Annotated in this window: 24 protein-coding genes and 2 pseudogenes; 9 read left to right on the forward strand and 17 right to left on the reverse strand. The window is 34.8% G+C overall.

Annotated features, from left to right (window positions below; translation table 11 throughout):
• Positions 1 to 21: 21 nt before the first annotated feature.
• The gene (locus N1I86_RS06335) at positions 22 to 315 is read right to left on the reverse strand and encodes a DUF3219 family protein (RefSeq protein ID WP_327797126.1); all 294 of its coding nucleotides are present in this window, start codon (positions 313 to 315) and stop codon (positions 22 to 24) included.
• Positions 316 to 945: 630 nt separating this feature from the next.
• Positions 946 to 1,023, reverse strand: a complete 78-nt coding sequence (locus N1I86_RS06340) for an SEC-C metal-binding domain-containing protein (protein ID WP_341097271.1) — start codon at positions 1,021 to 1,023, stop codon at positions 946 to 948.
• A gap of 101 nt (positions 1,024 to 1,124) precedes the next feature.
• Between N1I86_RS06340 and N1I86_RS06345 the strand changes: the two genes are divergently transcribed.
• Positions 1,125 to 2,294, forward strand: coding sequence for an IS256 family transposase (locus N1I86_RS06345; protein ID WP_341095507.1), 1,170 nt, complete (start codon positions 1,125 to 1,127; stop codon positions 2,292 to 2,294).
• 110 nt (positions 2,295 to 2,404) lie between these two features.
• On the opposite strand, the gene N1I86_RS06350 is transcribed toward N1I86_RS06345, so the two are convergent.
• The 4 genes from N1I86_RS06350 to N1I86_RS06365 all read right to left on the reverse strand — a co-directional run bounded on the left by N1I86_RS06350 (position 2,405) and on the right by N1I86_RS06365 (position 9,726).
• Complete coding sequence (locus tag N1I86_RS06350) at positions 2,405 to 4,828, reverse strand: hypothetical protein (protein WP_341095508.1); 2,424 nt, start codon at positions 4,826 to 4,828, stop codon at positions 2,405 to 2,407.
• Positions 4,829 to 4,975: 147 nt separating this feature from the next.
• A complete protein-coding gene (locus N1I86_RS06355) occupies positions 4,976 to 5,698 on the reverse strand; it encodes a M48 family metallopeptidase (protein WP_341095511.1) in 723 nt (240 codons plus the stop codon).
• A gap of 13 nt (positions 5,699 to 5,711) precedes the next feature.
• A complete protein-coding gene (locus tag N1I86_RS06360) occupies positions 5,712 to 8,819 on the reverse strand; it encodes a type I restriction endonuclease subunit R (protein ID WP_341095513.1) in 3,108 nt (1,035 codons plus the stop codon).
• Between the two features lie 43 nt (positions 8,820 to 8,862).
• On the reverse strand, positions 8,863 to 9,726 hold the full coding sequence (locus N1I86_RS06365) for a restriction endonuclease subunit S (RefSeq protein WP_341095515.1): 864 nt from the start codon (positions 9,724 to 9,726) through the stop codon (positions 8,863 to 8,865).
• A gap of 176 nt (positions 9,727 to 9,902) precedes the next feature.
• On the opposite strand from N1I86_RS06365, the gene N1I86_RS06370 reads away from it, so the two are divergent.
• Positions 9,903 to 11,153: an IS4 family transposase gene (locus N1I86_RS06370; RefSeq protein ID WP_094244900.1), complete on the forward strand. Its 1,251-nt coding sequence runs from the start codon at positions 9,903 to 9,905 to the stop codon at positions 11,151 to 11,153.
• Positions 11,154 to 11,304: 151 nt separating this feature from the next.
• On the opposite strand, the gene N1I86_RS06375 is transcribed toward N1I86_RS06370, so the two are convergent.
• From N1I86_RS06375 to N1I86_RS06385, 3 genes are read right to left on the reverse strand one after another with little or no spacing between them, the layout of a single operon-like run.
• Positions 11,305 to 11,637 (reverse strand): hypothetical protein, encoded by a 333-nt coding sequence (locus N1I86_RS06375; protein ID WP_341095518.1) that lies wholly within the window; start codon positions 11,635 to 11,637, stop codon positions 11,305 to 11,307.
• 11 nt (positions 11,638 to 11,648) lie between these two features.
• Complete coding sequence (locus N1I86_RS06380; RefSeq protein WP_341095520.1) at positions 11,649 to 13,178, reverse strand: type I restriction-modification system subunit M; 1,530 nt, start codon at positions 13,176 to 13,178, stop codon at positions 11,649 to 11,651.
• A gap of 11 nt (positions 13,179 to 13,189) precedes the next feature.
• Positions 13,190 to 13,771 (reverse strand): restriction endonuclease subunit S, encoded by a 582-nt coding sequence (locus N1I86_RS06385; RefSeq protein WP_341095522.1) that lies wholly within the window; start codon positions 13,769 to 13,771, stop codon positions 13,190 to 13,192.
• Positions 13,772 to 13,953: 182 nt separating this feature from the next.
• On the opposite strand from N1I86_RS06385, the pseudogene N1I86_RS16705 reads away from it, so the two are divergent.
• Positions 13,954 to 14,427, forward strand: a pseudogene (locus tag N1I86_RS16705) (ATP-binding protein).
• Between the two features lie 410 nt (positions 14,428 to 14,837).
• Here the strand turns inward: N1I86_RS16705 and N1I86_RS06390 are convergent.
• From N1I86_RS06390 to rlmD, 5 genes and pseudogenes are all read right to left on the reverse strand, one after another.
• The gene (locus N1I86_RS06390; protein WP_048624081.1) at positions 14,838 to 15,299 is read right to left on the reverse strand and encodes a hypothetical protein; all 462 of its coding nucleotides are present in this window, start codon (positions 15,297 to 15,299) and stop codon (positions 14,838 to 14,840) included.
• Positions 15,300 to 15,468: 169 nt separating this feature from the next.
• Complete coding sequence (locus tag N1I86_RS06395) at positions 15,469 to 17,379, reverse strand: hypothetical protein (protein ID WP_341095524.1); 1,911 nt, start codon at positions 17,377 to 17,379, stop codon at positions 15,469 to 15,471.
• Positions 17,380 to 17,681: 302 nt separating this feature from the next.
• Complete coding sequence (locus N1I86_RS06400; RefSeq protein WP_341095526.1) at positions 17,682 to 17,987, reverse strand: tyrosine-type recombinase/integrase; 306 nt, start codon at positions 17,985 to 17,987, stop codon at positions 17,682 to 17,684.
• Positions 17,984 to 18,127 carry a hypothetical protein gene (locus N1I86_RS06405; RefSeq protein ID WP_327804658.1) on the reverse strand — a complete coding sequence of 48 codons (144 nt, stop codon included), beginning with the start codon at positions 18,125 to 18,127 and terminating at the stop codon, positions 17,984 to 17,986. The genes N1I86_RS06400 and N1I86_RS06405 overlap by 4 nt, the downstream gene beginning before the upstream one ends.
• Before the next feature lie 742 nt (positions 18,128 to 18,869).
• A pseudogene (gene rlmD / locus N1I86_RS06410) lies at positions 18,870 to 19,460 on the reverse strand (23S rRNA (uracil(1939)-C(5))-methyltransferase RlmD); the annotation flags it as partial.
• A gap of 225 nt (positions 19,461 to 19,685) precedes the next feature.
• On the opposite strand from rlmD, the gene N1I86_RS06415 reads away from it, so the two are divergent.
• From N1I86_RS06415 to N1I86_RS06425, 3 genes are read left to right on the forward strand one after another with little or no spacing between them, the layout of a single operon-like run.
• Positions 19,686 to 20,096, forward strand: coding sequence for a hypothetical protein (locus tag N1I86_RS06415; RefSeq protein ID WP_341095528.1), 411 nt, complete (start codon positions 19,686 to 19,688; stop codon positions 20,094 to 20,096).
• Positions 20,086 to 20,898: an ImmA/IrrE family metallo-endopeptidase gene (locus N1I86_RS06420; protein WP_341095530.1), complete on the forward strand. Its 813-nt coding sequence runs from the start codon at positions 20,086 to 20,088 to the stop codon at positions 20,896 to 20,898. The genes N1I86_RS06415 and N1I86_RS06420 overlap by 11 nt, the downstream gene beginning before the upstream one ends.
• A complete protein-coding gene (locus N1I86_RS06425; protein ID WP_341095533.1) occupies positions 20,876 to 21,775 on the forward strand; it encodes a hypothetical protein in 900 nt (299 codons plus the stop codon). Before N1I86_RS06420 ends, N1I86_RS06425 begins: the two co-directional genes overlap by 23 nt.
• A 320-nt stretch (positions 21,776 to 22,095) precedes the next feature.
• Here the strand turns inward: N1I86_RS06425 and N1I86_RS06430 are convergent, their stop codons facing one another.
• Positions 22,096 to 23,628, reverse strand: coding sequence for a multicopper oxidase family protein (locus N1I86_RS06430; protein WP_341095535.1), 1,533 nt, complete (start codon positions 23,626 to 23,628; stop codon positions 22,096 to 22,098).
• Between the two features lie 340 nt (positions 23,629 to 23,968).
• On the opposite strand from N1I86_RS06430, the gene N1I86_RS06435 reads away from it, so the two are divergent.
• Complete coding sequence (locus N1I86_RS06435) at positions 23,969 to 24,151, forward strand: hypothetical protein (protein ID WP_234395461.1); 183 nt, start codon at positions 23,969 to 23,971, stop codon at positions 24,149 to 24,151.
• A complete protein-coding gene (locus tag N1I86_RS06440; RefSeq protein ID WP_341095538.1) occupies positions 24,127 to 24,513 on the forward strand; it encodes a recombinase family protein in 387 nt (128 codons plus the stop codon). The genes N1I86_RS06435 and N1I86_RS06440 overlap by 25 nt, the downstream gene beginning before the upstream one ends.
• Positions 24,514 to 24,664: 151 nt before the next feature.
• Here N1I86_RS06440 and N1I86_RS06445 read toward each other — a convergent pair whose 3' ends face one another.
• Both N1I86_RS06445 and N1I86_RS06450 read right to left on the reverse strand, forming a co-directional pair.
• Entirely contained in the window at positions 24,665 to 25,843 is a 1,179-nt protein-coding gene (locus N1I86_RS06445) for an RNA-guided endonuclease InsQ/TnpB family protein (RefSeq protein WP_003353565.1), read from the reverse strand.
• Positions 25,806 to 26,456, reverse strand: coding sequence for an IS607 family transposase (locus N1I86_RS06450; protein ID WP_341095540.1), 651 nt, complete (start codon positions 26,454 to 26,456; stop codon positions 25,806 to 25,808). Before N1I86_RS06450 ends, N1I86_RS06445 begins: the two co-directional genes overlap by 38 nt.
• A 98-nt stretch (positions 26,457 to 26,554) precedes the next feature.
• Between N1I86_RS06450 and N1I86_RS06455 the strand changes: the two genes are divergently transcribed.
• Positions 26,555 to 26,713 carry a recombinase zinc beta ribbon domain-containing protein gene (locus N1I86_RS06455; RefSeq protein WP_445662273.1) on the forward strand — a complete coding sequence of 53 codons (159 nt, stop codon included), beginning with the start codon at positions 26,555 to 26,557 and terminating at the stop codon, positions 26,711 to 26,713.
• Positions 26,714 to 26,755: the final 42 nt, after the last annotated feature.

Here is a 26,755-nt window from a genome sequence, read left to right on the forward strand (position 1 = left end):
ATCTTGCAGCTGCAACACTTTTTAATTCGTTTCCACCAATTCTAATCGATAATCGGCAACTTCATTTTCTTTATACAAATTCGTCACTGAGGTGGAATAATTTTGAATCGTCCCCCTAAAATTCAAATCTTTTTCAGGAACCGAAACATCAAACGTTTTCTCATACAGCAACGTCGCAATGTCATGATATTCATCGCTTCTCACCTTAAAAGCAAAACGAATTTTATGTAAAGGAACGCCGTTTTGACGGATCACTTCCTCTTCAAACTCCTCTGCTTGAATAGCAACACCGTTCAACACTACTTTCGTCACCATGCCATCCATTCCTCCTTGTCTGTCGTTTACCCAAAATCATAGCACGAATGCTTGACGGTCACAAACATTCAGGCTCGAATGCAGCCAGCCCTTTCCGTTTGCCAAACTTTAAATTGTCAAAATTTAACGCTTTAAAGCATCATTGGGGTCAGGCCCCTTCAACATGCGCCTCCGATTCATTCATCATTTCTTTTCATTATATCATTTTGATAGGCAAAGAGAGGGCGTCCTTTGTTTAAGAGATTTTTCTACTGATAATTGCTATGAGAGGGATTTGATGTCTCACTTCAAAAGGTTAACTTCCATAATCACCAAAAAATATATCGATCTGTATCCGTATTTTTGAAAAAGTTAGTTTTTGATCATATACCTGTGATTGATAAAGGAGTTTGGGCGATGACGCGTGACACGGAATCTCAAAGATAAAGAAGGAGATGGTTTATATCTTACTTAAGCTATAGTATTGTCAGAATTCTATGCTAATCAAACATATTAGCGAAGAGACAAAAAACAGAGAGCCAAAGCGACTCTCTATCTCTATCAATATTCGACCAATTTCAGGGAGTGACAGGCACCGATCCCAATTATGGCTATCAAAGTTTTCATTGTACTTTTTATTTTTCGTAAAATTCACGCTCCACAACATCTTTTATACTTTTTTCCACTTCCGCAGGGACACTTATCATTACGACCAACTTTTTTGATGATGTATAAAAGTTTGTGTAAAGCATTTTGCTAGAACAAAAGAAAAAAGGTAGGGTATTCTCTGATTGGACGAAAAACATTCCAGAGAAAGGAGAACCCTACCTATGTCTAAAAGAAGTATACCGAATGTCGACTGGGCAAATCAACTGGAAAGTGTCATTCGTCAGTTTGTAAAGGAAAAATTAGAACTGATCATGCGGGAAGAAATCAAGAATTTCCTCGAAATAGAGCAGGCCGGAACATCGAATATGAGAAACGGCTACTATCAACGAAATCTAGATACGCAATATGGCCGGATTGAAGGTCTTTTGGTCCCTAGAGACCGAAACGGAGAATTTCAAACCCAATTGTTCGCTCCTTACCAACGCCATACGGGCTGGCTCGAGGAAGCCATCATCAAGATGTATCAAAGTGGTATGAGTACGCGTGAAATTGGCAAGTTTATTGAACGAATTTTAGGCAAGGCCTATTCTCCTTCAACGATCAGTCGTATGACCGATATCGTGAAAGAAGACATTGAGAAATGGCACAAACGTCCCCTGCACAAACGTTATTCTGTCTTATATTTAGACGGCTTGTATGTAAAACTTCGTCGCGATACCGTGGAGAAAGAAGTGGTTTATGTGGTGTTAGGGGTGAACGAAGAAGGATATCGCGAAATTCTTGATTTCTTTGTGGGAGGACAAGAAAGCGCCTATGTATGGCAGGAAATTCTTCAACACCTCTACCAAAGAGGCGTACAGGAAGTGCTTCTGGGCGTATTTGATGGCCTTCCGGGGCTAGAGGAAGCCTTTAAGGCTGTTTATCCGAAAGCCGATGTGCAGCGCTGTGTCGTTCACAAAGTCCGCAACACCCTAAATCGTGTTCGGAAAAAAGACCAATTCGAAGTGGCCGAGGATCTCAAGCTGATTTATCGTGCGCCGAATAAGGAGATGGCGTTACAAATGTTTCAACAGTTTGAGTCGAAATGGTCCAGCAAATATCCAAGAGAAGTTCAATCTTGGGCCAATGAGTTGGATGTCCTCCTTACATTTATGGATTATCCAAGCAGTATTCGAAGTGTGATTTACACGACCAATGCCATTGAACGAACGATCAAAGAGATTCGGAAACGTCTAAAGCCGATGAACAGTTTGAGTAGTTTAGAAGCCGCTGAAAAAATCGTGTATTTGACGATTCAAGATTTTAACGAGAAATGGGCAGGAAGAAAGTTACGAGGATTTGCCGAAGCGCATGAAGCTCTTCAACGAATGTTTGAAGAACGTTATTGTTAACCAAATATTGTAAATAAACAAAATAAGGGGATTCTCCCTTTCCACACAAGAGACTGAATATTCAGTCTCTTGTGTGGAGAAAATCAGTCCCCTATCAATTCAAATCCATTTCAGAGAAACCCTACCCCATTTACATTACACAAAATTCTTGACGGTACCACTTTTTTTATTCCATTATGTTTCATATAGGATGATATACGTGATTTAGCATATTGTTCTGATAATTTTTTAATCTCGTCAATCCTATCAGAAGGAATATCATCTTTTGAAAGAAAATCATAATCTACATTATATAATTGTCCTTTACTATTATATTTTAAATAAATGCCTAAACGAGTATCATCATTTGCTTTTAATAATGTTGCAAGTATATAGTCTTTAGCCTGTTCAACACTAAATTCCGCAACATCATCATGATTACATATTAAAGTAATTTTGGATTCCCCAAAAGTACTCAATGGCATAATCCTTTTCGTTTCTAACTGTTTTTTCATCAATGTATTAATCTTTTTATCTATTTCTATTCTGGAATCTCCATCTAAATCAAGTAATGTACTAACTACTTTCGTAAACCCCTTTTTTCTCTGTCTATCTAGCACATCAATAATTTCTTTAATTCTAATTGGGATTTCTTGTTGAGGCTTCTTTGGTTTGTATATATCTGGAAATATCAAAGTAGAAAAATAATTATCTAACTCCTCCCTATAGCCATGCCAAATAGCGTATTTCCCATTTCTCTTCTCCGCTGTTTTAATGTAGTCGTTGTGTTCGATGTATAAACCTAAATGGTCAAGTTCATCGTAAAGTTCTAAATTTTTAGATGTCGCTGCTCGTAAACGTTGTTCCAGAAAATGAAGAAAAATCCCAGGTGATTCGAAATAATCAGCATAAACACGTAATTCGTCAATAGAGATATTCCACGATGGAATTCCTGAAAGTTCAACCCCAATGGGAGAAAGCTTATTTATCCTAGCAGCAAATTCATTAAAATTTTCAATAGTTACACTACAAGGTGTTATCTGTCTAAAATCCTGTAAACTTAATTCAACTAGTGGTTTATGATTTTCATCACAAACAGTAATCTTCCCTTCTGTTTTAAGAGTATCAATTAATCTACTAGCTTGTTCGTATGGTTTTATTGCAAGAGATTCTATTGATTTAATAAAGGCTTGGAAATCAGTAGAAGGTGGGGTGTACGTAAACGATCCTGCCTTCACCTCAATGACAATTAAGTGGTCATCGAATATTATAATGCCATCACACTCGCACCACTGCTTTTTCCCCTTATTACCTGTTTTACTTTGATAATAAATAGATTTATATGATTCTCCACCATGAAGTATTTTCTCAAATAGTTTAAAGGGCAATTGTTCTGATACTTCTTTCTGTTTCTTATTCCATTCATTTTTATATTCGGGTTTAAGCCTTAAAATTAACCTTTGTATAACTCTGTATAAATTATCAAAAAGGCTATATAAATCAAAACAATAGATTTTGTCTTCTACGCAAATAAAGGGGCGTTGTTCTGTCGGCAATCTTCTTAGAGGCCAACCTGCATATTCACCCTCAGAGAAAAATTCCTCTTCTTCTCCAATTTTCCATGACAACTCCTTAAGTAAATTCTTTGGTAGTCCGGAAACTTTTTCGACATCAAAGAGATCATACCCCATAAACCTACCAATAATTGAATTTTTAACTTCGATTAATCCCATTTCTTCTAATAAATTTTCCATTTCTTTACTGAGTTCTTTTTCATTAGTTGGAAACTCAAACTTTTGCATAATAGGGAGTGTTTTTTCCATTAAAAATTCTAAATCATGTATTACATCATCTAATCCACGCATCAAGGAATTTTGTATTTTCTCAAGGCCATCAAGAAATTCTTTTATACTAATATTAAAGAGTTCTTGAAAAACCTCCTCATGAGGTGATAATAAATCATGATGATGTTGTATTTCATGCACTGGGTATCTATGACCTCTTACATTAGTTCTTAATTCTTGTGCTTGTACATATAAAGAATTGTACTCTTCATTGAAATTTAAATCTGTGCTCATTACATGTGCTGTATGATAAATATGATATTGACTTAAACTTCTGTAAAGCTGAGATACTTTTTCATAAAGAATGAGCCATTTTTCCATATCAACTTTTTCATATTTACTTTCTGTTGGTTGATTTGAAACAATTACACTTTGTACATAGTCAATCATTCGTACCGCAACCATTTCTTCAAAGCCATATTGAAATTCGGATGCTTTACCTAACATAGACATAAACATATTCCCATAGCTATAATGTAATAGTTCCAAGGGATGATAACTTACTACTAAATCACGAATTTCATGGACAAGATTATCTATTTTACTTTTTATTTCAGGGTATTCTTTTGCTAAACTACTGATATAATCTTGGTAATCTTCTTCTGTCATGTTATTTCTCAAAACAACCTCTTTACCAAATCTCGCAATTTTAATCGGGCCATATCTTGCATAATCGTCAGGATTTTGAAGTTTTGATTTTCTTTTCCCCATAATAAAAATCTCCTCTTGAAAATAATTCATCATTAAAAATGAAAACAACCAACAACTGGAAATGTATAAAGGCAGTTCCTAATTCAAGAGTCATGGAACTGCCTTCTGTTGCTATTATCTAGTTGTTTTATACCGAGTAGTTCACTTCTATAAGTCTTTAACTACTTCTTCATCTAATATTGCCTTTCTCTTTTCCCAATCGGGCATTAGAGAATATAGCATTTTATAAAAGTTGTCGCTATGGTCGTTGTATTTAAAATGAATCAACTCATGCAGTACAACATAATCAATACAGTATTTTGGTGCTTTTATCAGCTCAGTGTTTAATAAGATTGTTTTTTTATCTGTTAAAGCTGAGCCCCATCGTGCTTTCATTGAACGCAAATCCATATTTGGCTTTTCGACTCCATATTTTTGAACCAATGGAAACATTTTATCAAGGGATTCATGGAATGTTTTTTGAGCTTTTTCACGATACCATTCATTTACTAGTTTGGCTTTACGATTGACATTTTCTGTGTCTTTAACGTAAAGATAGATAAACCCCCGAAAATATTTCACCTTCTCTTCCTCTTCTTGTATGACCCGTAAGCGATATTGCTTTCCTAAATACTTAAAGGTTTCGCCGCTAACATATTCTCTTTCACTTTGCCTATATGGCTGAACATCTTGAAACGTCTTGACATTCTTTAATATCCATGCACCCTTTGTTTTCACAAAATCACAAATAAAGTCAAGCGGCACTCTGTCATTGGCAGTGACTTCAATTGTCATATCTGGTTTAATATTAAGATTCACATTTTTCACTTTTTTCCGCTTCAAGACGAAATCAATGACTTTATTGGCGTACTCGATTTGATGCTTTTCCATGCTGTTCCCGCCCTTAGTAACGTCTTAAAGCAACCGTTTTAATTTGCTCAATGATTTTGTCAATCGTATCAAAGTCTATATCCAAATTATGCTTTTCTTTAAAATCAAAGAGGAGATCATCCAACTCTTGGGCAATACGATTGTGGATTTCTACATTATCATGCCAATCGACTTTTTGGTGTTCTTGAATGATTTCATCTATTTTTAAGGCTAAATCTCCGAGAGTATTCGTGTCATAACTTGCGGCCGTTTCTGTTGTTTCACTCAAAATATCTTTCGTTACGCCGTAAAAGGCCTGTGCATTCCGGTTTTCTTTTATTATTTCAGGATATCTTTCTGATGATTCACCCCGACGATAATCATTCATGATCTCCTTCATTCGGTTTAAATACTCTGCTTCCGAAATGCGTTTATCTTTGTATTCTTGAATAGCCTCTTGTATGCGCTCAGAAAACTTTTTATAGTAGGATGGATTTTCATCCCACTTTGCATGAACGCTCTTCGTTAAACGAGTACGAATCGCATCCGCTTTGGCTCTCTTTGACTCTAAACGCTCCAATTCCTCTTCAAAAGCTTTTGCGTTTAAAATATCTACAGGATTGGTAATGCGGATAACTTCCTCTGCCGCGATATAGTTATCCATTAATTTCTGCATTTTCGCTTCATACTCTTTATGGTCAATGGTATCCGAATAACGCAGCTTCACGCTTTTCCGCAAATCTTGGAAAAACTTGAAATCCTTTTTGTATTTTTGAAGTTCTTCAGGTGGTAAAGTATTATAGATTTTTTCCGACTCCAACGCAATTCCAAGGTTTCTGCCAAAATTGCTTAAAACGCCATAAAACTCTTCTCTGCGCTCCTCGTCCTCCAACCATACTTCATACTCTTCTCTATCGTTCTTGTTCTTAATTGGTGCAAAAATTTGCCATAGATCGGAATAATATTGCCGTAATGATCCGATTATGCTTATCACATCGTAAATGGCTCCTTTTAAATCTTCCGGATCAAAGTTTTCCAAACCTGCACCGGAATACATCTGCATGGCTTCATCCAGTTTATCCAATAAACCGCGGTAATCAATGATTAAACCATAATCTTTTCCTTCATAAAGACGATTGACCCGGGCAATCGCCTGTAATAGAGTATGTTCTTTCATTGGCTTATCGACATAAAGCACCGTTGCTCTAGGAGCATCGAAACCTGTCAGCAATTTGTCCACGACAATCAGCAAATCCAGTTCGTCGCCGTTTACAAATTCATCTTTGATCGCATCCTCATATTTTTCAGGCGTTCCGTAGCGATCCATCATTCGCTTCCAAAACCGCTGAACTTTATCTTTCGATTCCTGATCTACTACTTCATGTCCTTCCCGTTGATCAGGTGGGGATATGACAACGGCACAATTCAAATCACTAAGTTCCTCGAAAGCCTCAAGATAGCGTATCGCTTCAATTTTACTATTGGTGGCCAACATCGCTTTGAATTGGCTTCCTTGTGTTTTATAGTTTTCTACAAAATGTTTGTTAATATCTTCCGCAATTAAATAAATTCTCTGTTCCGAAGAAGCAAGTTTTTCATATTTACTCCATCTTTGCTTTACTTCCTCTTTTTGCTTGTCATTCAGATTGCGTGTAATCATTTCTAAACGATGATCGATCGCCTTTTGATTCACCGATTGTTCCACCATTTTTCCTTCATATAAAAGAGGAACGATCGCTTTATCCCGAACACCATCGGCAATTGTGTATTTATGAATGAGTTTGCCGAATTTGATCAATGTGTTCTTTTCTTTTTTCATTAATGGTGTCCCCGTAAAGCCGAGATAACAAGCATTTGGGAATACTTTCTTCATTTTTAGATGAAGCTCGCCATACTGTGTACGATGTGATTCGTCGACTAAAACAAAGATATCCCTTGATTCAATTGGCTTTTGTTTGGAAGACGCAGTATCAAACTTATGAACTAAGGTAGTAACAATATCAGAATGGTTATCATTTATTAAATCTACCAAATGGCTTCCTGAAGTTGCACGACTAGCTTTTAATCTTGTATGGCTGAATGTTTTATGTATTTGTTTATCCAATTCAACTCGGTCTGTTACGACAATAACTTTCGGATTGTAACCGCGCAGCTCAGATAAAATATACTTGGCTAACATCACCATCGTTAGTGATTTACCTGAACCTTGTGTATGCCAAATCACGCCGCTTTGACGATTGCCGTTTTCATCTCGTTCTTCAATCGTTTTTATAATTTCTTTAATGGCAAAGTATTGTTGATAACGGGCTACTTTTTTCACGTCTTTATCAAATAAGGTAAAGAACTGGGTTAACTCTAACAAACGCTCGGGGTGAAACAGTGAAATGATGTTCTTATCTTGCATGGTTGGCAGTCTGCCTTCCACTGTTTTATCCAGCCAGTTCTGCAGCCATTCCTCTTTTTCTTCTTTCCAAACAGACCAAAACTTTTTCGGAGTATTGCATGTTGCGTATTTGGTTTCATTTTTATTCGTGGACATCACAATTTGAATAAACTTAAATAATTGTGGGGCGTAATCTTTCCCCTGATTGCGAATCATTTGACTGATTCCTTGATTCATAGAAATCGACGCTTTTTTACATTCAATGACCGCAAAAGGAATCCCGTTCACAAACAACACAATATCCGGCCTTACAGTTCCACGCCCATCCATTCGTTCCACTTCAAACTCTTCCACTACATGAAAGACATTATTTTCGATGTTGTTCCAGTCGATATATTGAATGGTAAACGATTTTTTCGATCCATCCGGCAAAAACTCCGTATAGCTTCTCCCGTTCATGATGGTCTCATAAATCACTTCATTTGTTTTCACCAATCCATTGGTCAGCGGCTCATCTAAATCACGAATGGCTTGGCGAATATTGGATTCGCTAAATTGATAAATTTGACTTTGATACTCATAAGAATTCAATTCTTTTAGCTTTTCCTCTAAAACGGTTGTCAACAATACATGATGCAGATTTCCCCTCATTCTTTCTGCTTCTTCCGGTAATAGGTATTGATACCCTAACTTTTGCAACACCTCAATGGCCGGACCCTGGCTTATATACCGCTCATCATAACTCTTCTCCCTTGACATCCTCAAGCCTCCTGTTGAAAAAATAAGGGAAGAGTAAAGGGGATTATACCTTTACTCGGACTTTTCCCGTAAGAAGTAATTGCATAAGGCCTTTTTTCTGTTGTTTTAAATAATTAACATATTCTTGGAGCATTTCTATCTCATTATCAATACTTAGTAAAATTTCTGCTATTTTTTTTTGTTCTTCAACATCTTGGGGAATTGTTACTTTAATCCCTTTTAAGTTTTCATACTTCAAATTTAATGTATCACTTACCAAACCTTGCGAATATCTTCTAAATAAGTTTATTATTTTTGGTAACTTAAATAAGTATCCTATAAAGTTAGAATTTACTTTATTAGTTGGTTTTAAAATTGTATATGCTGGACTTACAATACCCTCATATTTGGATACTCCAGAAACTCCTTGCCACATTCTCATTGTGTTATAACCAATATCATTGGGTAAAATTCTTTTATACTTACTTTTATCCTCACTAGAATTATCTTTTATATCCACCTCAGTTCTTTTAACTACACCCTTACTTGAGGTAATTGCCAATAATTCCAACTCAGTGTAACCTGTTTCCTTACGTTCTTTTAATATCTCTCCTAATTTAACTTTTTTCCATTCCCCACTATATCCAGGCAATCTCACTTCACCCGTCAGCAACTTCTGCATTAACCCTTTTTTCTGCTGTTTTTTCTGCTCGATTAGCTTTTCCTTTAGCTCAATTGCCTTGTCCCAAGTTGAAATAATTTTAGCTATTTTCTTTTGTTCCTTTACTTCTGGTATACATACTTTTCGCTGTAGCCAATCTTCAAGTTTAAATAACAATTTTTCGATATGAACTCCGTCACTCGAAAGGTAGAAGTACCTTTGCATAAAAGGAAGTTGAACGTACCAATTAAAAAACTCCAAATCCAAATTTTCTTTATTTCTTAATATGTTATATTCGTTTGATACCAGTAGCATTGCATTAAGTTAATTTTAATTTGTCAAGCCCAATTTTATGTTAAATTTCATCTTTTTGGATATAAAAAAACTCCTTATAATTAGGATTGGCAGTCCTATCCAAATCCTAAGAATAAGGAGAAACCATTATGGATAAGAATACCACAGAATCCACAATAAATGAACTATTTAAAGAGATCGATCCAATAACTTTTTCAAAACTAATTAATGTGATTGACGTTGACAAATACATTAAAAAATTAACGGTGTATAAGTTTTTACAACTTTGTATCATCGCTCAGTTAAATGAATTGGAAAGCTTAACAAAATTGGCCAAACATTTGAAAGACAAGGAAGAGTTGCAGACATATCTGGAATTTGATGCAATTAGTACTTCGCAACTTTCTCGCAAATTAGGCCAATTATCCCCTCAACTGTTTGAAAAAGTATTTAAATATCTGGTCTTAAAGATCCAAGGGCAAATGAAAAATGCCCCGATCATCCGAAACATTGGTCGTCTTCTGGTCATTGATTCTACCACGATGAGCATGAGTTTGAGCCAATATCCATGGGCAACTTTTCGTAAGACAAAGGCTGGTGTTCGACTCCATTTAAAGGTTGTTGTAACGAAGGATATCACTGTTCCGGATCAAGGGATTATCTTACCCGCGAAACATGCCGATCGCACACAGATGGACGAACTCATTGAAATCGATCCAAATGCGATTTACTTGTTTGATCGAGGGTATGTCGATTACAAACAGTTCGACCGCTTATGCCGAGAAGGGGTGCGATTCATTACCCGGCTTAAAAAGAACGCAGAGATTGAAGTTTTATCGGAACGGATTCCCAATCCAGAACGTTTGATTTATAGGGATCAGATTGTCATTTTAGGAAATGACCGTAATCATACCAAAATGACTCATCCTCTCCGATTGATCGAAACGGTCGACAGCGAAGGGAATCCCGTGATCATCATAACCAATTGCTTTGATCTTTCTGCGGAAGAGATTGCAGATTTATACCGATATCGCTGGAAGATAGAGACCTTCTTTAAATGGATGAAACAGCACCTTAAGATAAAAAGATTTTATGGAAAAAGTCAAAATGCCGTTTACAATCAAATTTGGATCGCCCTAATCACCTATTGCTTACAGGCCATGCTCCAATTAAAAGTGAATCACGATGGTCCTTTATTAGAGATCAAGCGAACTTTACAGAATCTGCTTTTTAAAGGTTTTGACTGTTTTGTTCGCTCCCTTTTTAAAAAGCCAATTCGAACGTCCAACGGTCGGAAAAAATACCATTGGGAAAAAGATTTTGAAACCATCGTGTACCAATTTGAAGAAGGGGAGGTGGAACACCTAGACGATTTAGTTTATGATCCAATGTTTCTGTAATATATTACCAAATTGTGGAAATGGACTGCCGATTAAGACGTCATTGTCCTTTTAAGCTTGCTTAGAAAGATTGTATGTCTGAATATTCAGTTACATGAAATAACTGGAATTTTTGTTGAGCTTGACAAACATTAAATTTTTTTATGCAACGCTACTGGTTTGATACAATAGAACCATCCAATTTTTCAGGTACAATTGCACATGCTCCATGAGAAATTTGTCTTTTAGAGATTACAAAGTCTCCTGATTTAACGGAAAATTGACTCTTTACTTGTATTTGATTTCCTCGAAGCCTTTCTCGTTTAACCATTCCACCAAATCTTCTTTTAATTGTAACCAAATTATAAAATTTTTGATCTTCCATTTTGATAGGTCGTTTTACAAGTTTTAAAATATCACTCAATTTATATATAGACCAATCATTGGGAAATGTAATTTTACCAATTTTATTTTCATTTCTGGATAATATCTTGCCAACACTCATTTGCATACCACCTACAATCCCAACTCTTTCAAATACTTTTCCATTTGTGCTTCTACTTCTTTAAGCTCTTTCTTAATATTGGCGATATTTTCTTTCACCGCTTCCATGTCCACAGGTTCTTCTTCTTCAAATGTATCAACATAACGAGGGATGTTTAAGTTATAGTCGTTTTCCCGAATTTCATCAATTGTAGCAACATAGGAGTATTTATCAATCGTTTCCCGTTTCTCATACGTTTCCACAATCTTTTCAATATCTTGTTCTCTTAATTTGTTTTGGTTTTTCCCTTTTTCATAATGTTCTTCACCAGAAGCATCAATGAATAGCACGTCTTTTCGTGTACGGTCTTTTCGGAATACCATGATACAAGCTGGGATTCCGGTACCGTAGAATAAACCTTCCGGAAGCCCGATGACAGCATCCAACAGATTCAACTCAATAATTTGTTTACGGATTTTTCCTTCACTCGATCCTCTGAAAAGAACACCATGAGGCAGGATCGTCGCCATTCTTCCGTTTTCCGCTAATGAATACAGCATATGTTGAACGAAAGCGTAGTCCCCTTTTGAACTTGGCGGAATGCCCCATTCAAATCTTCTATATGGGTCAAGGCTTGCTTCCATTTTAAATTTTTTATCTGTATTTCCTTCACCGGCAAATCCCATGGCCCATTTGTCTAATGAAAATGGGGGATTCGCAACAATGACTTGGAACTTCATTAACTTGCCATCTTCCAAATGCAATGGATTCGCCAATGTATCTCCCCACTCAATTTTTGCATCATCAATGCCATGCAAATACATATTCATTAATGCTAATGAGTGAGTAGCTCCATTCCGTTCCTGGCCGTAAATGGCCACTTTTTTACTTGGCACTTGTTTGGCCACCTTAATCAGCAATGAACCTGAACCACATGTTGGGTCATAAATACGATCGTTTTCTTGTGGTTTTACTAGTCGCGCCAAAAGTTCTGATACTTCGGCAGGTGTATAAAACTCTCCACCTTTTTTTCCTGCATCTGAGGCAAAAAGCCCAATCATATACTGATAAGCATTCCCTACAATATCTTCATCTCCTAATTGCGATGGCCTTAGAGATAATTGATTAAAATCTTCCAATAATGACCGGAGCATGGCATTCCGCTCTTTTGCTTTTCCTAGAATCGCCTCTGAATTAAAATCAATATTGCGGAAGACGCCGCGAAGTTTCCCCGCGTTTTCATTTTCAATTCGTTCCAACGCTTTGTTGATGATCTCCCCGATTTCCGGATCATTTCTTTTACTATATAAATAGTCAAAGGTGGATGTTTCATCCAATACAAACCGTTCTCTCGATAATGCACGTTGAATGCGTTGTTCATCTCCATTGTAGCGCTTTGTATATTCTTCTAATTTCTCTTTATACGTATCACTCAGATACTTAATAAACAACATGGTTAAAATGTAATCTTTATAAGTTGATGAATCGATTTTTCCTCTAAACGTATCGGCAGCTTGCCATAAAACGCGGTTAATTTTCTCTTGTGTTGTCTGTTCAACCATTCTTTTTCCTCCTAATTTTTATCATTTAAAATTTGTTGAGTAATTCCTTGAAATAGCAGCTCTTTTTCTTCAATCAGCTTCTTATACAATCGTTTTTCTTTTTGATGAAGCCGATATAGTTCTATTAATGCTTTTTGTTTTGAAAGCGATGTTACTATAATAGGAATGGTTTTTAAAACATGTTGATTCGTACTCGGTATCCGACTACCCGATTGAGAACGCTCTAGTTCTTTCTTCACATTCAACGTGTTAAGGTACCAAGCTATGTATTGCGGCATAACTTCTGACCGATCCACCTTGATAATGGCAAAGTAGGATGGAATCAACAAGCCGCTGTACTCTTTATCAATACATACTGCTGTGTACGGCTGACTTAACCGCATTAATACATCGCCTTCTTTGGTAAAGTAATGATCCTCTAACTCATCATTACTAATAAACTCTTCAAATGTATCATTTTCTATAAATCCATCTTCACTTATATTTTTAAGGGACAACAGTTTATACGTAGCCTTTGCCGTATATTCCATTTCTGCTTTTTTCCTACTTAAAACAAGACCCGTCTTTATTTTGGCAATATCACCGAGCTGCATATTGCACCTCCTTTTAAATGTCAAATTCAATATTTAACAACAGTGTTAAATAAAGTATATGACTTTTTGACTAGCGCGTCAATCGTTTTCTTTTATATGTGCAGCAACAACCAAAAGTTTTTTCTGTGTACATGAACTATATAAAGGAATAGTACGCATTGAATAAATAAACGTTCTTCACAATGACACTATCAAAATGTCGGTTTTGCCCACGGAGAAAATCTATTTTTCTTGGACCACCGGGCGTTGGAAAAACACATTTAGCCATTTCCTTTTCGATTGAAGCCATTACTCAAGAATACACCGCTTTAGACGATTTAGTGGCAGAACGCCGAAAGGCAAACGAAAAAGGGACTCTCGAACGTTTAGTCAATCATTGGAGTCGCCCAGACATACTTTATAGATGAGGTAGGATATCCCCTTCTGATGAACTAACGGAGAATGTGTTTTTTTAAATCATAATCGAAATGATATGAACAAGGAACGATGATTCTTACATCGAATAAATCCTATCTCAAATGGGGAAAAGTATTCGGCGACGATCATTAGCAACAGCCATTTTAGATCGTCTATTACATCACCCCATTACCTTTAACATCAAAGGCGATTCTTACCGCCTCCGAGAAAAGAAAAAAGCAGGCCTTTTTCCTTCCTAGTTATCGAATTAAACGTTCAAAATGGGGAATTTCATTTTGTTGAAATTGGGGAATTTTCAATCGTTGTTGTCCCCCGCCCCAACCCCGCATTCTTAAGTTCGAGTTAAAATACAGTTTGGCTATAGAAACCTAATTTCGGACAATTTTTGATGCAAAAATGACCGTTTTTTCGCCTCTTTTTTCGCATTAAAAAATAGTTTTGCTTATATTTGGAGAGAAGAGAAAATTGAGAAAAGAATGATGGGACAAGGGATTGGCATGAAAAAAACCGAAATCGCAAATGATTTTTTTAACGAAATCAGAGTCGGAATAGCTAGAGTTTATTTTAACTAGCAATTGTTTATTTTGGGGTTACATAGGAGAAAAAAAAGAGACTAGGAGGTAAGAAGACTAATCTTGCATTTTGCTTACTATACACCTTCTAAATAATTCATTTTGGCTTGTTTTATTTGTTGTTCTACAAGCTCCCATCGTTTATCAAATATATCAATATCATCAAAACTTGCATCCCAAAAATATTTCTTTCTTGCACTTTCCCTTGCATCATTTAGAACTTTTTCTAAGTTTTCACTTTCATACTTAACAATTGTTATTATCCACTCACGTTCAAATCCTTCGTTTTCTATCTTAAAGTATATTTCATCACGTTTCTCCATAAGTTTATCTCTTTTTTCTATCCATTTTCCCCTACTATCCAAACTTGAACTTTCTTTTATAATTACGTCAAGCCTTTTTAATGTTGCAGAAATATCAGTCAATTCCCTGAATTTCCGCTGAAGTAACTTATCTCCCTTCAACTTCTCTAATGTTTCGTTCAATTTTTGTTCTGTTATCTTAATAACTTGTTCTTCAAATACTCTAACCATGTTCAATTAACTTCACCTCTTTGCTTTCCGAATTATTCCAAATAATTTTCATTTATATTACTTATCTTGCTACATACTCTTCATTTTCCATAAAAATAATTTGCTTTCTCGCTAAATAGTATTGGTTTAAAAATTTATTGAACTGTCCATCAATTGAAGTTTTTATATTTGCAACCTACATGTATAAATACGGTGGAAACGATGCTGTTTTTATATCTATGCTTATCTTACCCGTTTCTTTGCCTTCCTCTTTTGCTTTCTTAATAGCTTTAGTTTTTTCACTCTCACTTTTCAGAAAATTCTTATACCATTCATAAGTTTCATGTATTGAATTTAATACTTCAGATATTTGTAGATCAGGACGTCTTTTTAGATAATGTATAATAGTTCCAATTAAAGAATTAATATATTTATTTAAACGGATTGTAAATATATCGATATTATTAAATAAGATGTTGTTATTAGAATGAACTAATTTGTTACGTACTCTATATATGCGCGTTAAATCATGTTCAATCAGTTCATGTAAATTCTCGATATTTCTCAAAAGTTTACTTAAATCTGTTAAAACCTCTCTTATAAAAGCAATCTCTCTATGCATTACTACATCCTTTTCTAAACTTTCAAATAAACTTTTAATATTATCTTCTTCTCCTAAAAAATCTACTAACTTATTTTTATCGTATTTTCCTTCTTCTTTAGAACATTTAAAAAATAATTCTTTTACTATATTTATTTCATGAAATCTCTTATTTGCTAAAAGTCTCTCCCAAAATATATTAAGCCGCTCTTTTACAAGATATAAACTAATCACTTTAGGCACTATATCTATTATTTTACTAATTATACTTTTCCCCTCATAGGAATTTAAAAGATATTCAAGGCTGGACCAATTATTGAGTAATCGATTTTCTGGTGATGTTTCAATAGACTTCTTTAGCATTTCAAGTGAATTATTCAATTGCTTAATACTAGTTGTAATACGGCCATTTTCTTTTCTCACTTTATCTCTTAAAAGTAAAAAATCTTTAATGTCTTCATTTTCTCTGGCACTTATACTATTATTAAAAATTTGTGCGTCAGTATTATCAGTTCTCATTTGTACCCATTCATTATAACCATTTGATAAAAGACATTGTACATTGACCGCAACTTTATCAAAATTATAATAATGTTTATACATTCCAAGATAACTTTCTAAGTTTTTAACTACTTTTTCTATAGCCTTATATTTATCATAAGCAACAACTTCGACTTTTAAATTATGATATTTATCAGATTGTCGAAAATGGAGTTTATCTTTTCTTTCACGAATGATATACTCTTCACTTTCATTCAGTCTACAATACCTATATTTTAAATTAATACATCCTTCCGTTTCCAACTCATTTTTTAATTCATCCGGTAACCAACTATTTATAATTATAGAATACTTAGTAGGTTCTTTAATCAAATCTTTAAACGCTAATAGAGCCTTACTCAATTCTTCTCTATCCAAATCTTTTATGTATTGATATAATTCTTTGTAACTTTGTTTCCATTCACTCAGATATTTAAACGAATATCCTAAATTTAATAACTCACTAATAAAATACTGGACTATTAAATCGATCTCTTTGTAGGATAATGGAACCTCTAAAATTAAATCAATATATTCTTCAATTAAACTTTCAGAATCATATCTTTTTACTAAACTAGAAATTGAAATACGTATAGTATTTAATTTCTCTTGATCTACTTTTTCTTTTTCTCCTTCATTTAAAAATTCCTGAATTCTCTTAACTAGAAAACTTATATCCCTGGCTAACTCTCCCTTTATTAATAAAGGATTCTGTTTACAATGAAATAAAAAACTTTTCATTGAACTGATTAAACTATGTTTTAATTTAGTTTTATCACTAGTTCCTTCCCTAATATCTTGCTCAATTTCCAAAAATTCGCTAAACATTAATGTTATGCTATCATATCTCTTTTCCTGTAAGGCTTTTGTAAACATTTGAGATTGTTGGGATTTAGAATAATTAAAATACTCCATGATCTTACTAATAAAATAACGTTGACCACCTAACAACTTTTCTTCTGACACTTCTTTCCCCTCAATCTAATTGATTTTTTTAAAGTATACCATAAATTTCTACAAAAAATTACATTGACAAATACAGATAAAAAATATAGTATTAAAATGAAGAATAAATTTATAAGATGTTGAATAAGATAATATTGCAAATATCGGACATGGCATAATGAAATGGGTCAAAGTTTTGATTCCCTTATTATGCTATGTCCTTTAGTATTATATATTATTTTTATTCACTGAAACCAAATATTAATATATCCTCCTCAACGCCTCCAACTGTTCTTCCTATAATGAGTCAACATATATCACTGTTATTTGAATCTTTCATGTCGTGCAAATTTCCGAATAGTTTCAATCGGCGTTCCGGCATTGGCCAAGTTCTTACAGAAGCTATGTCGAAAGCGGTGTGGAGTATTGTTCTCCATATTGGCAAGACGTGCGTATTTAGTCAGCATTTTTTGAATTCCTAGCTCGGATACAAATAACCGTGTGGATTCTTTATGTATGTACATTTCTAAATTTTTTCGATACTTCAGCCATTTACGTAAATTTCTGGCGTGCTTTTGAACCAGTAATATAGTGGCAAACTTATTCCCCTTGCTTTCCCGAGTGATCACACTTGAACACCTTTATCTTTAGATATGATGTCGTTTATTTCTAATGGAGCAACCTCATTTACCCGAAGTCCTGCATCCAGCATTAAGTCGATCATGGCATTTGCACAGCCGTTTGAATTCGTTTGGCTCCAATTGTACATAACCAATGAATCGGTCTAGTTCTTCTTTTGTAAGCCATTTTATTTGATTAGCCCCATTAGCATATTCCAATTTTTCGATTTTGATACGTGCCATCGGATTGTCTTTAATGATCCCTCTAGAAAGCAAAAATGCAAAGAATACCTTTAATGCGGCAATATATTTATAAATGTTGGAAGGTTTTCGTTTGCATTGAAGTTTTAAATAACCGGTATATTCTATTAGATTTTCCGGTAAAATCGGACATTTTTTGAAATATGCTCATCTCCCTCTCAATATGGATTCATGTACTATACTCTCTGATTCTTTTGTTAAATCCTTTTGAGTAAAGTAGTGGTCAATTTGGTTGATGACTTGAAATACCCGTCCACATTACGAATCCTGTCTTCAAAAGGTGATCCAATACCAGAGGAAGACCAACATCATTACAATGCGACTTACAGCCCTCGAAAAATCGGGATATATAGCTTAGAGGAAGATCGTGTAGTGAAATGACAATGCCCTTATTGTAAAGGCGAATGTGTCAAACCTAGTCCTGAGATCTGTGCCTGTCACGCCTCAAAATTTGTCGAAGATGGATAGAGATAGAGAAATGCCTTAGCCTTCTGTCTTTTTTGAGAGTTGAAGAAAAACTTCGAAGAGTTCTTATCCTTTAAAGTGCTATCGCTCGCGGTTCATCGACCGAATCGAAATAAAAGCAGATGGAACACCGAAAATCTTTTACTGATTTTCGGCTCCTTCTACTTAATTTCCCCTCAACACTATCTCCGCCTCGGCCTCCACATGCCTTGTTTGCGGAAACTTGTCGACGGGTTGGAGTTTGAGGGTTTTGTATCCGCCGTCTTCGAGGATTCGGAGGTCGCGGGCGAGTGTGGCGGGGTTGCAGGAGACGTAGACGACTTTTTTTGGTTTCATTTGCAGGATGGTTTCTAATAGAACTGGGTCGCATCCTTTTCTAGGGGGATCGACAACTAGAACGTCGGCTTTGATTCCTCTTTTGTACCATTCTGGAATGACTTCTTCTGCTTTTCCTGCCTCAAATTCGGCATTGGTGATGCCGTTTCGTTCGGCGTCAATCGCTTCCGGCACGATTTCGACGCCGTACACTTTTTTCGCGTTTTTCGCTAAAAACAACGAAATGGTGCCAATGCCGCAATAAGCGTCGATGACCGTTTCATCGCCTTTTAATTCGGCATATTCCAAAGCCTTGTCATACAATACTTTCGTTTGTTCTGGGTTGACTTGGTAAAACGACTTGGCCGAAATGGCAAATTGAACGTCGCCGATCGAGTCATAAATGACATCCCGTCCCCATAAAACGATCGTTTCGTCGCCGAGAGTGTAGACAATTCATATTGTTACCGATAGAAGTTAATCATAACTTCAGAATGGAGAAGCTTTAGCTGAAGTACGGACTTTTTATGGTTCCCATCTTCATCTTATAATAGTATTTAAAACATGCACTATTTCGTCTAAGATAATGTACTTTTTTACGTTTATTGCATATAATAATATATAGAAGTATACAAAATGAATACCAAAAGACTTGGAGGTGTGATGATGAGCGAGGCCAAAAAAATAATTGGAGAAAATATAAGGAAATATTTAGATGCGAAAGGTATTAAACATAACTGGGTTATAGATCGATTAGGAATAAGCAAAGGTGCTTTTTATAGATTTCTTAAAGGTGAAGGAAATGTGGATCAATTTGAGGAGAAAATGTTAAAGCTGTTTAGAATTAAAGATCCGTTTTATTTTCATCGTAAAGAAATGGATTTGCCTAAAGGTGTCAATGAAAAAATGGAAGAACAAAATTTTATGGATTTTGCTGCACTTTCTTTAAATGGAGAAGTGAATGAAGCATTTAAAGAAGGGATGAAAGTTTTTAGAGAATTCGTCGAATTGATTGATGTTCTCAAACCTTTGTCTCATCCACCAGTTATGTTTGGAGGAGAATATCGTGATCAATAAAGAGAATATAGAAAAAGTAGTCAATTTTAATCGAGATTATTTGCCTGAAGTGAAATCAAAAATTGAGATGTTAAAGTCTTCCGGTGATCCTCTTATTGCCTCTAAGCCTTTAGAATTCATTAAAACTTATTTATATGAAAATGCACGCGTATTAGAATTTCCCATTAAAAATTCAGATTATGGCGGTTTAGTTTTTTATTACAATCAGGATTTTTATATACAAATCAACACAGCACAACCTAAAATTTATGAGAACTTTATGTGGGCGCATGAGTTCTATCACTTTTATTTTGATAAAGATAAGTTGAAGAAAAAAGAAGAAAATTTGGTTCAGATAGATAGTATATTTGATGAAAAGGAGAGACTGCCAAATCTTTTTGCAGGTGAACTTCTGATTAATGATCATATTTTAAATCGGAAATATCTATCTTTAAAAAAGGATAGCAGTCTTAGTTTAACCGACATTGCAGTTCATTTAATTCCTGTTTTTGAAGTTCCTTATAAGGCAATCGTAATAAAACTTGCTCAAAATCAATTCATTACCATTGATGAAGCTAAAGATATTATTGATTATGATTATAAAAATAACCTGCCTGATGAAATAGACCGAACCTTATTTGCAGCTAGCAATAAAATTAAAATTGACGATTATAAAAATTTGATATCAAAAGCGGAAAATAACCTAAATGAAGAAGATTATCAATCCATCATCAATAAATATAAAAAATTATATCATTTAGTGCTAGATTGGCGAAAAGAGTTAGCGGGCGAAAGTGAAAATGAAGGTTATCGAAAATCCTAAGATCCGTCCCATAAAACCTTTTATCCAATTTCATATGGATAGCCTAAAAAAATCTTTATACGCTAATCAAGCACTGTATATTATGGATAATATGATGCTGTCAAAGCTAAGGAAGGACGCTGTGTGTAATCCTTTTATTATACAAAAGGGATTTCAACTATCTAAAATCATTCTCATTCCAGACATCATTCTTGAAGAAGCCTCAAAAAACTTACCCGATGAAAAGGCATTTGAAAAATACTATTATGAATTATTTCGAATTCTATCTACAGAGCATGAAATATACGTAGCAGATTTACAAATCATATTTGAATTATTAAGGGATATGATTGGCACAAAAGAAGCCGCATTCAATATATTGAAAAACATATCTTTAGAAACTGTAAGAACAAATCAAACAATACGTGATTCCATTAAAGAAATCGATTCTCATTCTGAAGCTGCTTTAGAAACATTAATTGGTTGTATTTTGGCCAATGGAAAAAATGCCGGCGAACGTTTTATCACTATTTTTTCCCTTGTATTATTGAGCTTGTATCTCGGTCCTGTTTATATCGTCAGTGAAGATGAAAAGGGAATTTATGGACCCTTTAGGACATTTTTAAACAATGAGAGGTTAATGGAATTAATTAATGTCGAAAATACTTTTGACTTTATTCAATTGTATCAATTCATGTCCTATGAATCCTTAATTCTTTCTCTTTTTCATCAAGCTGATTTAAGTAAAGAAGAGTTGATCGATTTGATTGAAAAAAGTAATCGTAATCAATCAAGAAATATCCTATATAGTTTGAACGGAACCTCTTTCCATACACCAATCTCTAACCAAAATTTGGTTGAATGGATTAGCCAACAAATAATCAAAATACAATTTTAAGAGTTCTTGTCCTTTAAAGAGCTAACGCCAGGTTCATTGACCGAATCGAAATAAAAGCAAATGGGAGTCCGAGAATCTTTTACCGATTCTCGAACCCATCTGCTTATTCTCTAATCCTCTCTATCAACGCACAGCACTCACATGGGATGAGTACTGAGGATAGGAAAATTTAATTAAAATGAGATGTACGTGGGACACTTATCTTTAATCTAAATTTAAATTCAATTAACAAAACAATTTGTCCAGACATTAACATCGGTTTAATTGGATATTAACGAGCATAGATACAGTTCAAGTACATACTCAAGGAGAACTGTCTATTATCGGATAACAATATACGGTCTCATCATATCATAATCCTCGTGCTCCAAGATATGACAGTGCCATACATACAACCCTGTATAAGGACCAAACTTCATGATTATTCGAGTGACCTGGTTAGGATTAGCTCTTACTGTATCTTTCCATCCTCGTTCTTGTGGTTCGGGAGGCAACGCAGGACCAGTATAATGGATCATTCTCTCCTTTTTAAACTTTTCTACATTGAACTCCCTCCGGTCTAATATTTGAAAATTAATTAAGTGAAGATGAATAGGATGTGTATCCTCCGTTAAGTTAATAAGATACCATATTTCGGTTGATCCCAATTTAGGATTCTCTGTTATAGGGGCATCCCAGTGTTTATTATCCAATAGCATGATTTTACGCCCGTACTTATCCGTATTCTCATTTAATGTTAGGGATCGTTTCTTTGAAGCGGACTGTTCTTTTATTTTGGGAAGAGGCATCATATAAGCCGGAATAACACTCGTATCAACACTTGACAGTGGAAGAGTCACTCTAAACTGCATCACAGTACCTGTATTTTCATTTGGTGGATCTCCGGTTGGAAATGGCGAGGGGGCATCATTTGTCATGATCATATTCTTGCCTTCAAGATTGGTAAAATCAATGATCACATCTGCTCGTTCTGCAGGTGCCAACGTGATTTCTTTGACGCCTATCGGGTGTTGCATGAATCCTCCATCCGTCCCGATTTGATAAAAAAGTTGTCCCGAATCAAGCTTTAGCCTATAGAAACGGGTGTTAGATGCATTTAACAGCCTGAATCGATATTTACGGGGTTCCACTTTTAGATACGGCCATACTTTTCCGTTCACCAAGATGGTATCTCCAAAAAATTCAGGAACGATCGACGTTTCTAATTCCGGGACTGGTTTTTCTGGCTGCTTCGGGTAATAAAGAGAACCATCTTTATGAAAAGTCTTGTCTTGTATCATAAGAGGGACCTCATATTTCCCACTTGGTAAATTCAATAAACGTTCCCGATGATCTCTGATAAGATAGAATCCTGCCAATCCAGCATACACATTGAGCCTCGTGATACCAAGCGCATGGTCATGATACCAGAGGGTGCAAGCTCGATCGTCATTATCATATTGATATATTTGCTTTCTAAAATAGGGACCGACTTGTTTGAATCCTTGTGTAAACCAAGCCTCCGGGTAGCCATCGCTTTCCCATTCAACACTAGCGCCATGTACGTGTACCACCGTTCGTACTTCCGGTACATCCACATGGGCACCATGCACCGTATGGTCTACCGGCAAAAGATGCTTATCTGGAAGATTGTTCATCCATTTAATAAACACTTTTTCTCCGCTCTCTACTTCAATTGTAGGTCCTGGATAACTTCCTTCATAGCCCCATACAGTTGTATCATTTAATTCGCTATGGAGCGACTGTTTAAATTCCGTCATATTCACTTCATAATAAGTATGAAACGGATCTTTCCATCGAGGTTTTAAAACAGGGGGAACGGGGAGCTCATCTACAAATTTAGAGAGAATCATATTTCCACTCCTTTATAACCTGCTGATTATAATCGCCTTCTTTCAAAAGGTTATAAAGATGACAAGCCCTGTATGACAAATTCAAATGGTTTTTGCGGTTGACAAATAATGCGATTGCACGAAAAAATCAAAGAAAACAAAAGAGAAGTTCGTCGTTTTACACATAGTACGTACTATTCTGAATCATTGGAATAGGCGCTTGTACAACTAACGGGGGCACTGCTTCAATAAGTGATGCCGCCTTTTTTATTGTGCAAATGGGGGTTTCGTTGAAGAAGACATACAAAAAAGACCGATTTATTTCGGTCTTTTTTTAGGTTCTATAGCTTCTATTGCGGAAATGGAAAGAAATACGTTATCGGAAAATGTAAAACTTGGTATGAAACAAAGAGCATTAGAGGGACAATGGAATGGTGGTTCTGTATTTGGTTACGATACTGTTGAAAAACAACTTGTCATCAATCATAAAGAAGCAGAGATCGTAAAAATGTCTTTGAAATGTATGCAAGCGGAAAGGGGTTAAAGGCAATTGCAAACTACTTAAATAAAGCAGGGTATCGAACGAAAAAAGGCCGTTATTTTTCTATAAATGGGATTGCAACAATCTTAGACAATGTCATCTATAATGGTAAAATTAGCTGGTTAAAGATTGAAAATTGGGACACTAAGAGAAGAAAAGGAAAGAATCCTGACCCTATCATTGTTGAGGGGCAGCATGAAGCCATCATTTCAGATGAATTATGGAGTTTAGTTCAAGCAAGAAGAAAAAGCAAATCATTTAAACAGCGCCAATCGAATGAACCTTTTTTACTTAGCAGTCTTTTGCGTTGCCCTGATTGCGGTCAAGGAATGGTCCCGTTACAGAAAACTTATAAAAAGTTATAATTTCCTACAACTTTTATGTTTCATTACTTCTTCATCGTGTCTGCTTTCACGTCTATCTATTAAACAGATCGCTACTTGCATTTGGTGTAACACTCCAAAGTCGTAAATTCCCGACTAACGAATCGGTACATGTCTGCATTAACTTGCATTGTTAAGATGCAGATTCTAAAACATTTTCACCATATTTTTTAAGATTTATAGACGCTTGATAATCTCGATCAACAATATTTCCACATTCGCATTCAAAAGTTCTATCGGATAACTTCAAGTCTTTTTTAACTTTTCCGCAACAAGAACACAACTTAGAACTTGGAAACCATCTATCCGCCAAAATGAAGCGAATATTATTCCAATTTGACTTGTATTCAATTTGTCTTCTAAATTCATGGAAACACTGTTGTTGAACAGATTCAGCTAAATGTTTATTTTTCATCATACCTTTTACATTCAAATCTTCTAAAACAATAAACATTGGTTTTCTGTTTACGATTTCAGAAGTGATTTGATGTATGTAGTTATGACGAATATTCGTTAGTCTTCGTGAAACTTTTAAAAGTTGCTTTTCACTTTTTATAATGTTGTTGGTTTTCCTGTAACGGTTTCCCTCCCTTCCTTTTTCATATTTTCTTGAAATTTTACGTTGCAACCTGCGCTTTTTCTTTTCTAATTGCCTAATTCTTTTTGTTTTATTAATATTTCCATAAACTTTACCATCAGAACAAACAGCTAAATCTTTTATTCCTAAGTCAATACCTATCCCTTCTGTTTTTGAAGGAGAATAATCACTATCTGTTTCTATTCCAACAGATACCCACCAATTCAAACCATCAAATGTAAATCGAGGATTCATATACTTAACATTTTCACCAAATGGAATACGTCCTTTTTCTGCTAATCGAATCCAATTTATCTTTTGTTTATTCGACTTTTTACTTGAAGCAAATCCCTCTACTTTAACATGTGTTTTTGTGAATTTGATTTTCACATTATCCTGATAAAAACTAGGTATAGATTTCTTTTTCCTTTTAAATTTTGGATATTTTGATAGTCCTTTAAAAAATCGTTTGTAAGCATCACAAGCATCTTTAATAGCTTGTTTCGTTACATTATTACTTACATTATTCAGCCAATTAAATTCATCAAGCTTTTTCATTTGAGTAAACTGTTTTCTCAAAGTTGAATCATTGATGAATTTACCACCATTTTGATAATTTTCTTGTTGCTTTGCAATTGTCCAATTATAAGCAAATCTAGCTGTATTCGCATATAGAAATAATTTAGTTTTTTGCTTATTATTTGGTTTCAACATCCCTTTTATTGACTTTATCATTTAGCAACTCCTCATTTTCCTCAATTAATTCATCTACTAACTTTCTAGTTTTATTAGCACGTTTTCCTTGTAATCTACAACTAAATACTGTAACAATCTGTATTAAATCTTCTACAAGTTCTTGTTCATCTGTTTTTTCATTGCTATCTAAAACTTCAATCTCACACCCATTAAGGTTTGCCATATACTCAACCAATTCAAAACCAAATCTAAGAAGCCTATCTTTATGGAATACTACTATTTTATCTACTTCTTTGTTATTTATCATTTTGATTAGTTGACGCAAACCTTTTTTCTTGTAATTAATCCCACTACCAATGTCTTGAATGATTTCATATTCAACATTTAACGATTCTAAATATTTTTTCATATTTTCAACTTGTCTTTGCAAATCATCTTTTTGTTTATTAGAAGAAACTCTGCAATAACCAACCACTTTTTGACTAGTTTCTTTAATACCAAGTACCTCTTTAAGTTGATCGTGAGAATAATATCTATAGCCGTTTGAGCCAGTATGATGTGGTTTTAATTTTCCACTTTTGTCCCAATTTCTTAAAGTTTGTGGCGTTCGATTGATTAATTTGGAAAATTCATGAATGCTATAATATCTCATGCTATATTCCTCCTTAAATTAAATATAGCATGAAAAAATTAAAGTAAATAAAAATTTTATAACTTTTTATAAGTTATTTAAAACTGTTTAAGCCTTCCATTACGACATCTACACGAAAGGATGGGACGAAACGAAAACATCGATATTATGTGTGTAGTAATTTCCATAATAAAGGATCTGCAGCATGTAAAGCGAATTCCGTAAAAACGTATGAAGCAGAGGACGAGGTTAATAATAGAATTAAAAAAACTCGTTAGCAATAAACAAAAGCTATATAAAACATTAAAAGAAATAAATTC

This window comes from Bacillus sp. FSL W8-0116 (assembly GCF_038003825.1).
Classification (GTDB): Bacteria; Bacillota; Bacilli; order Bacillales; family DSM-4216; genus Bacillus_O; species Bacillus_O smithii.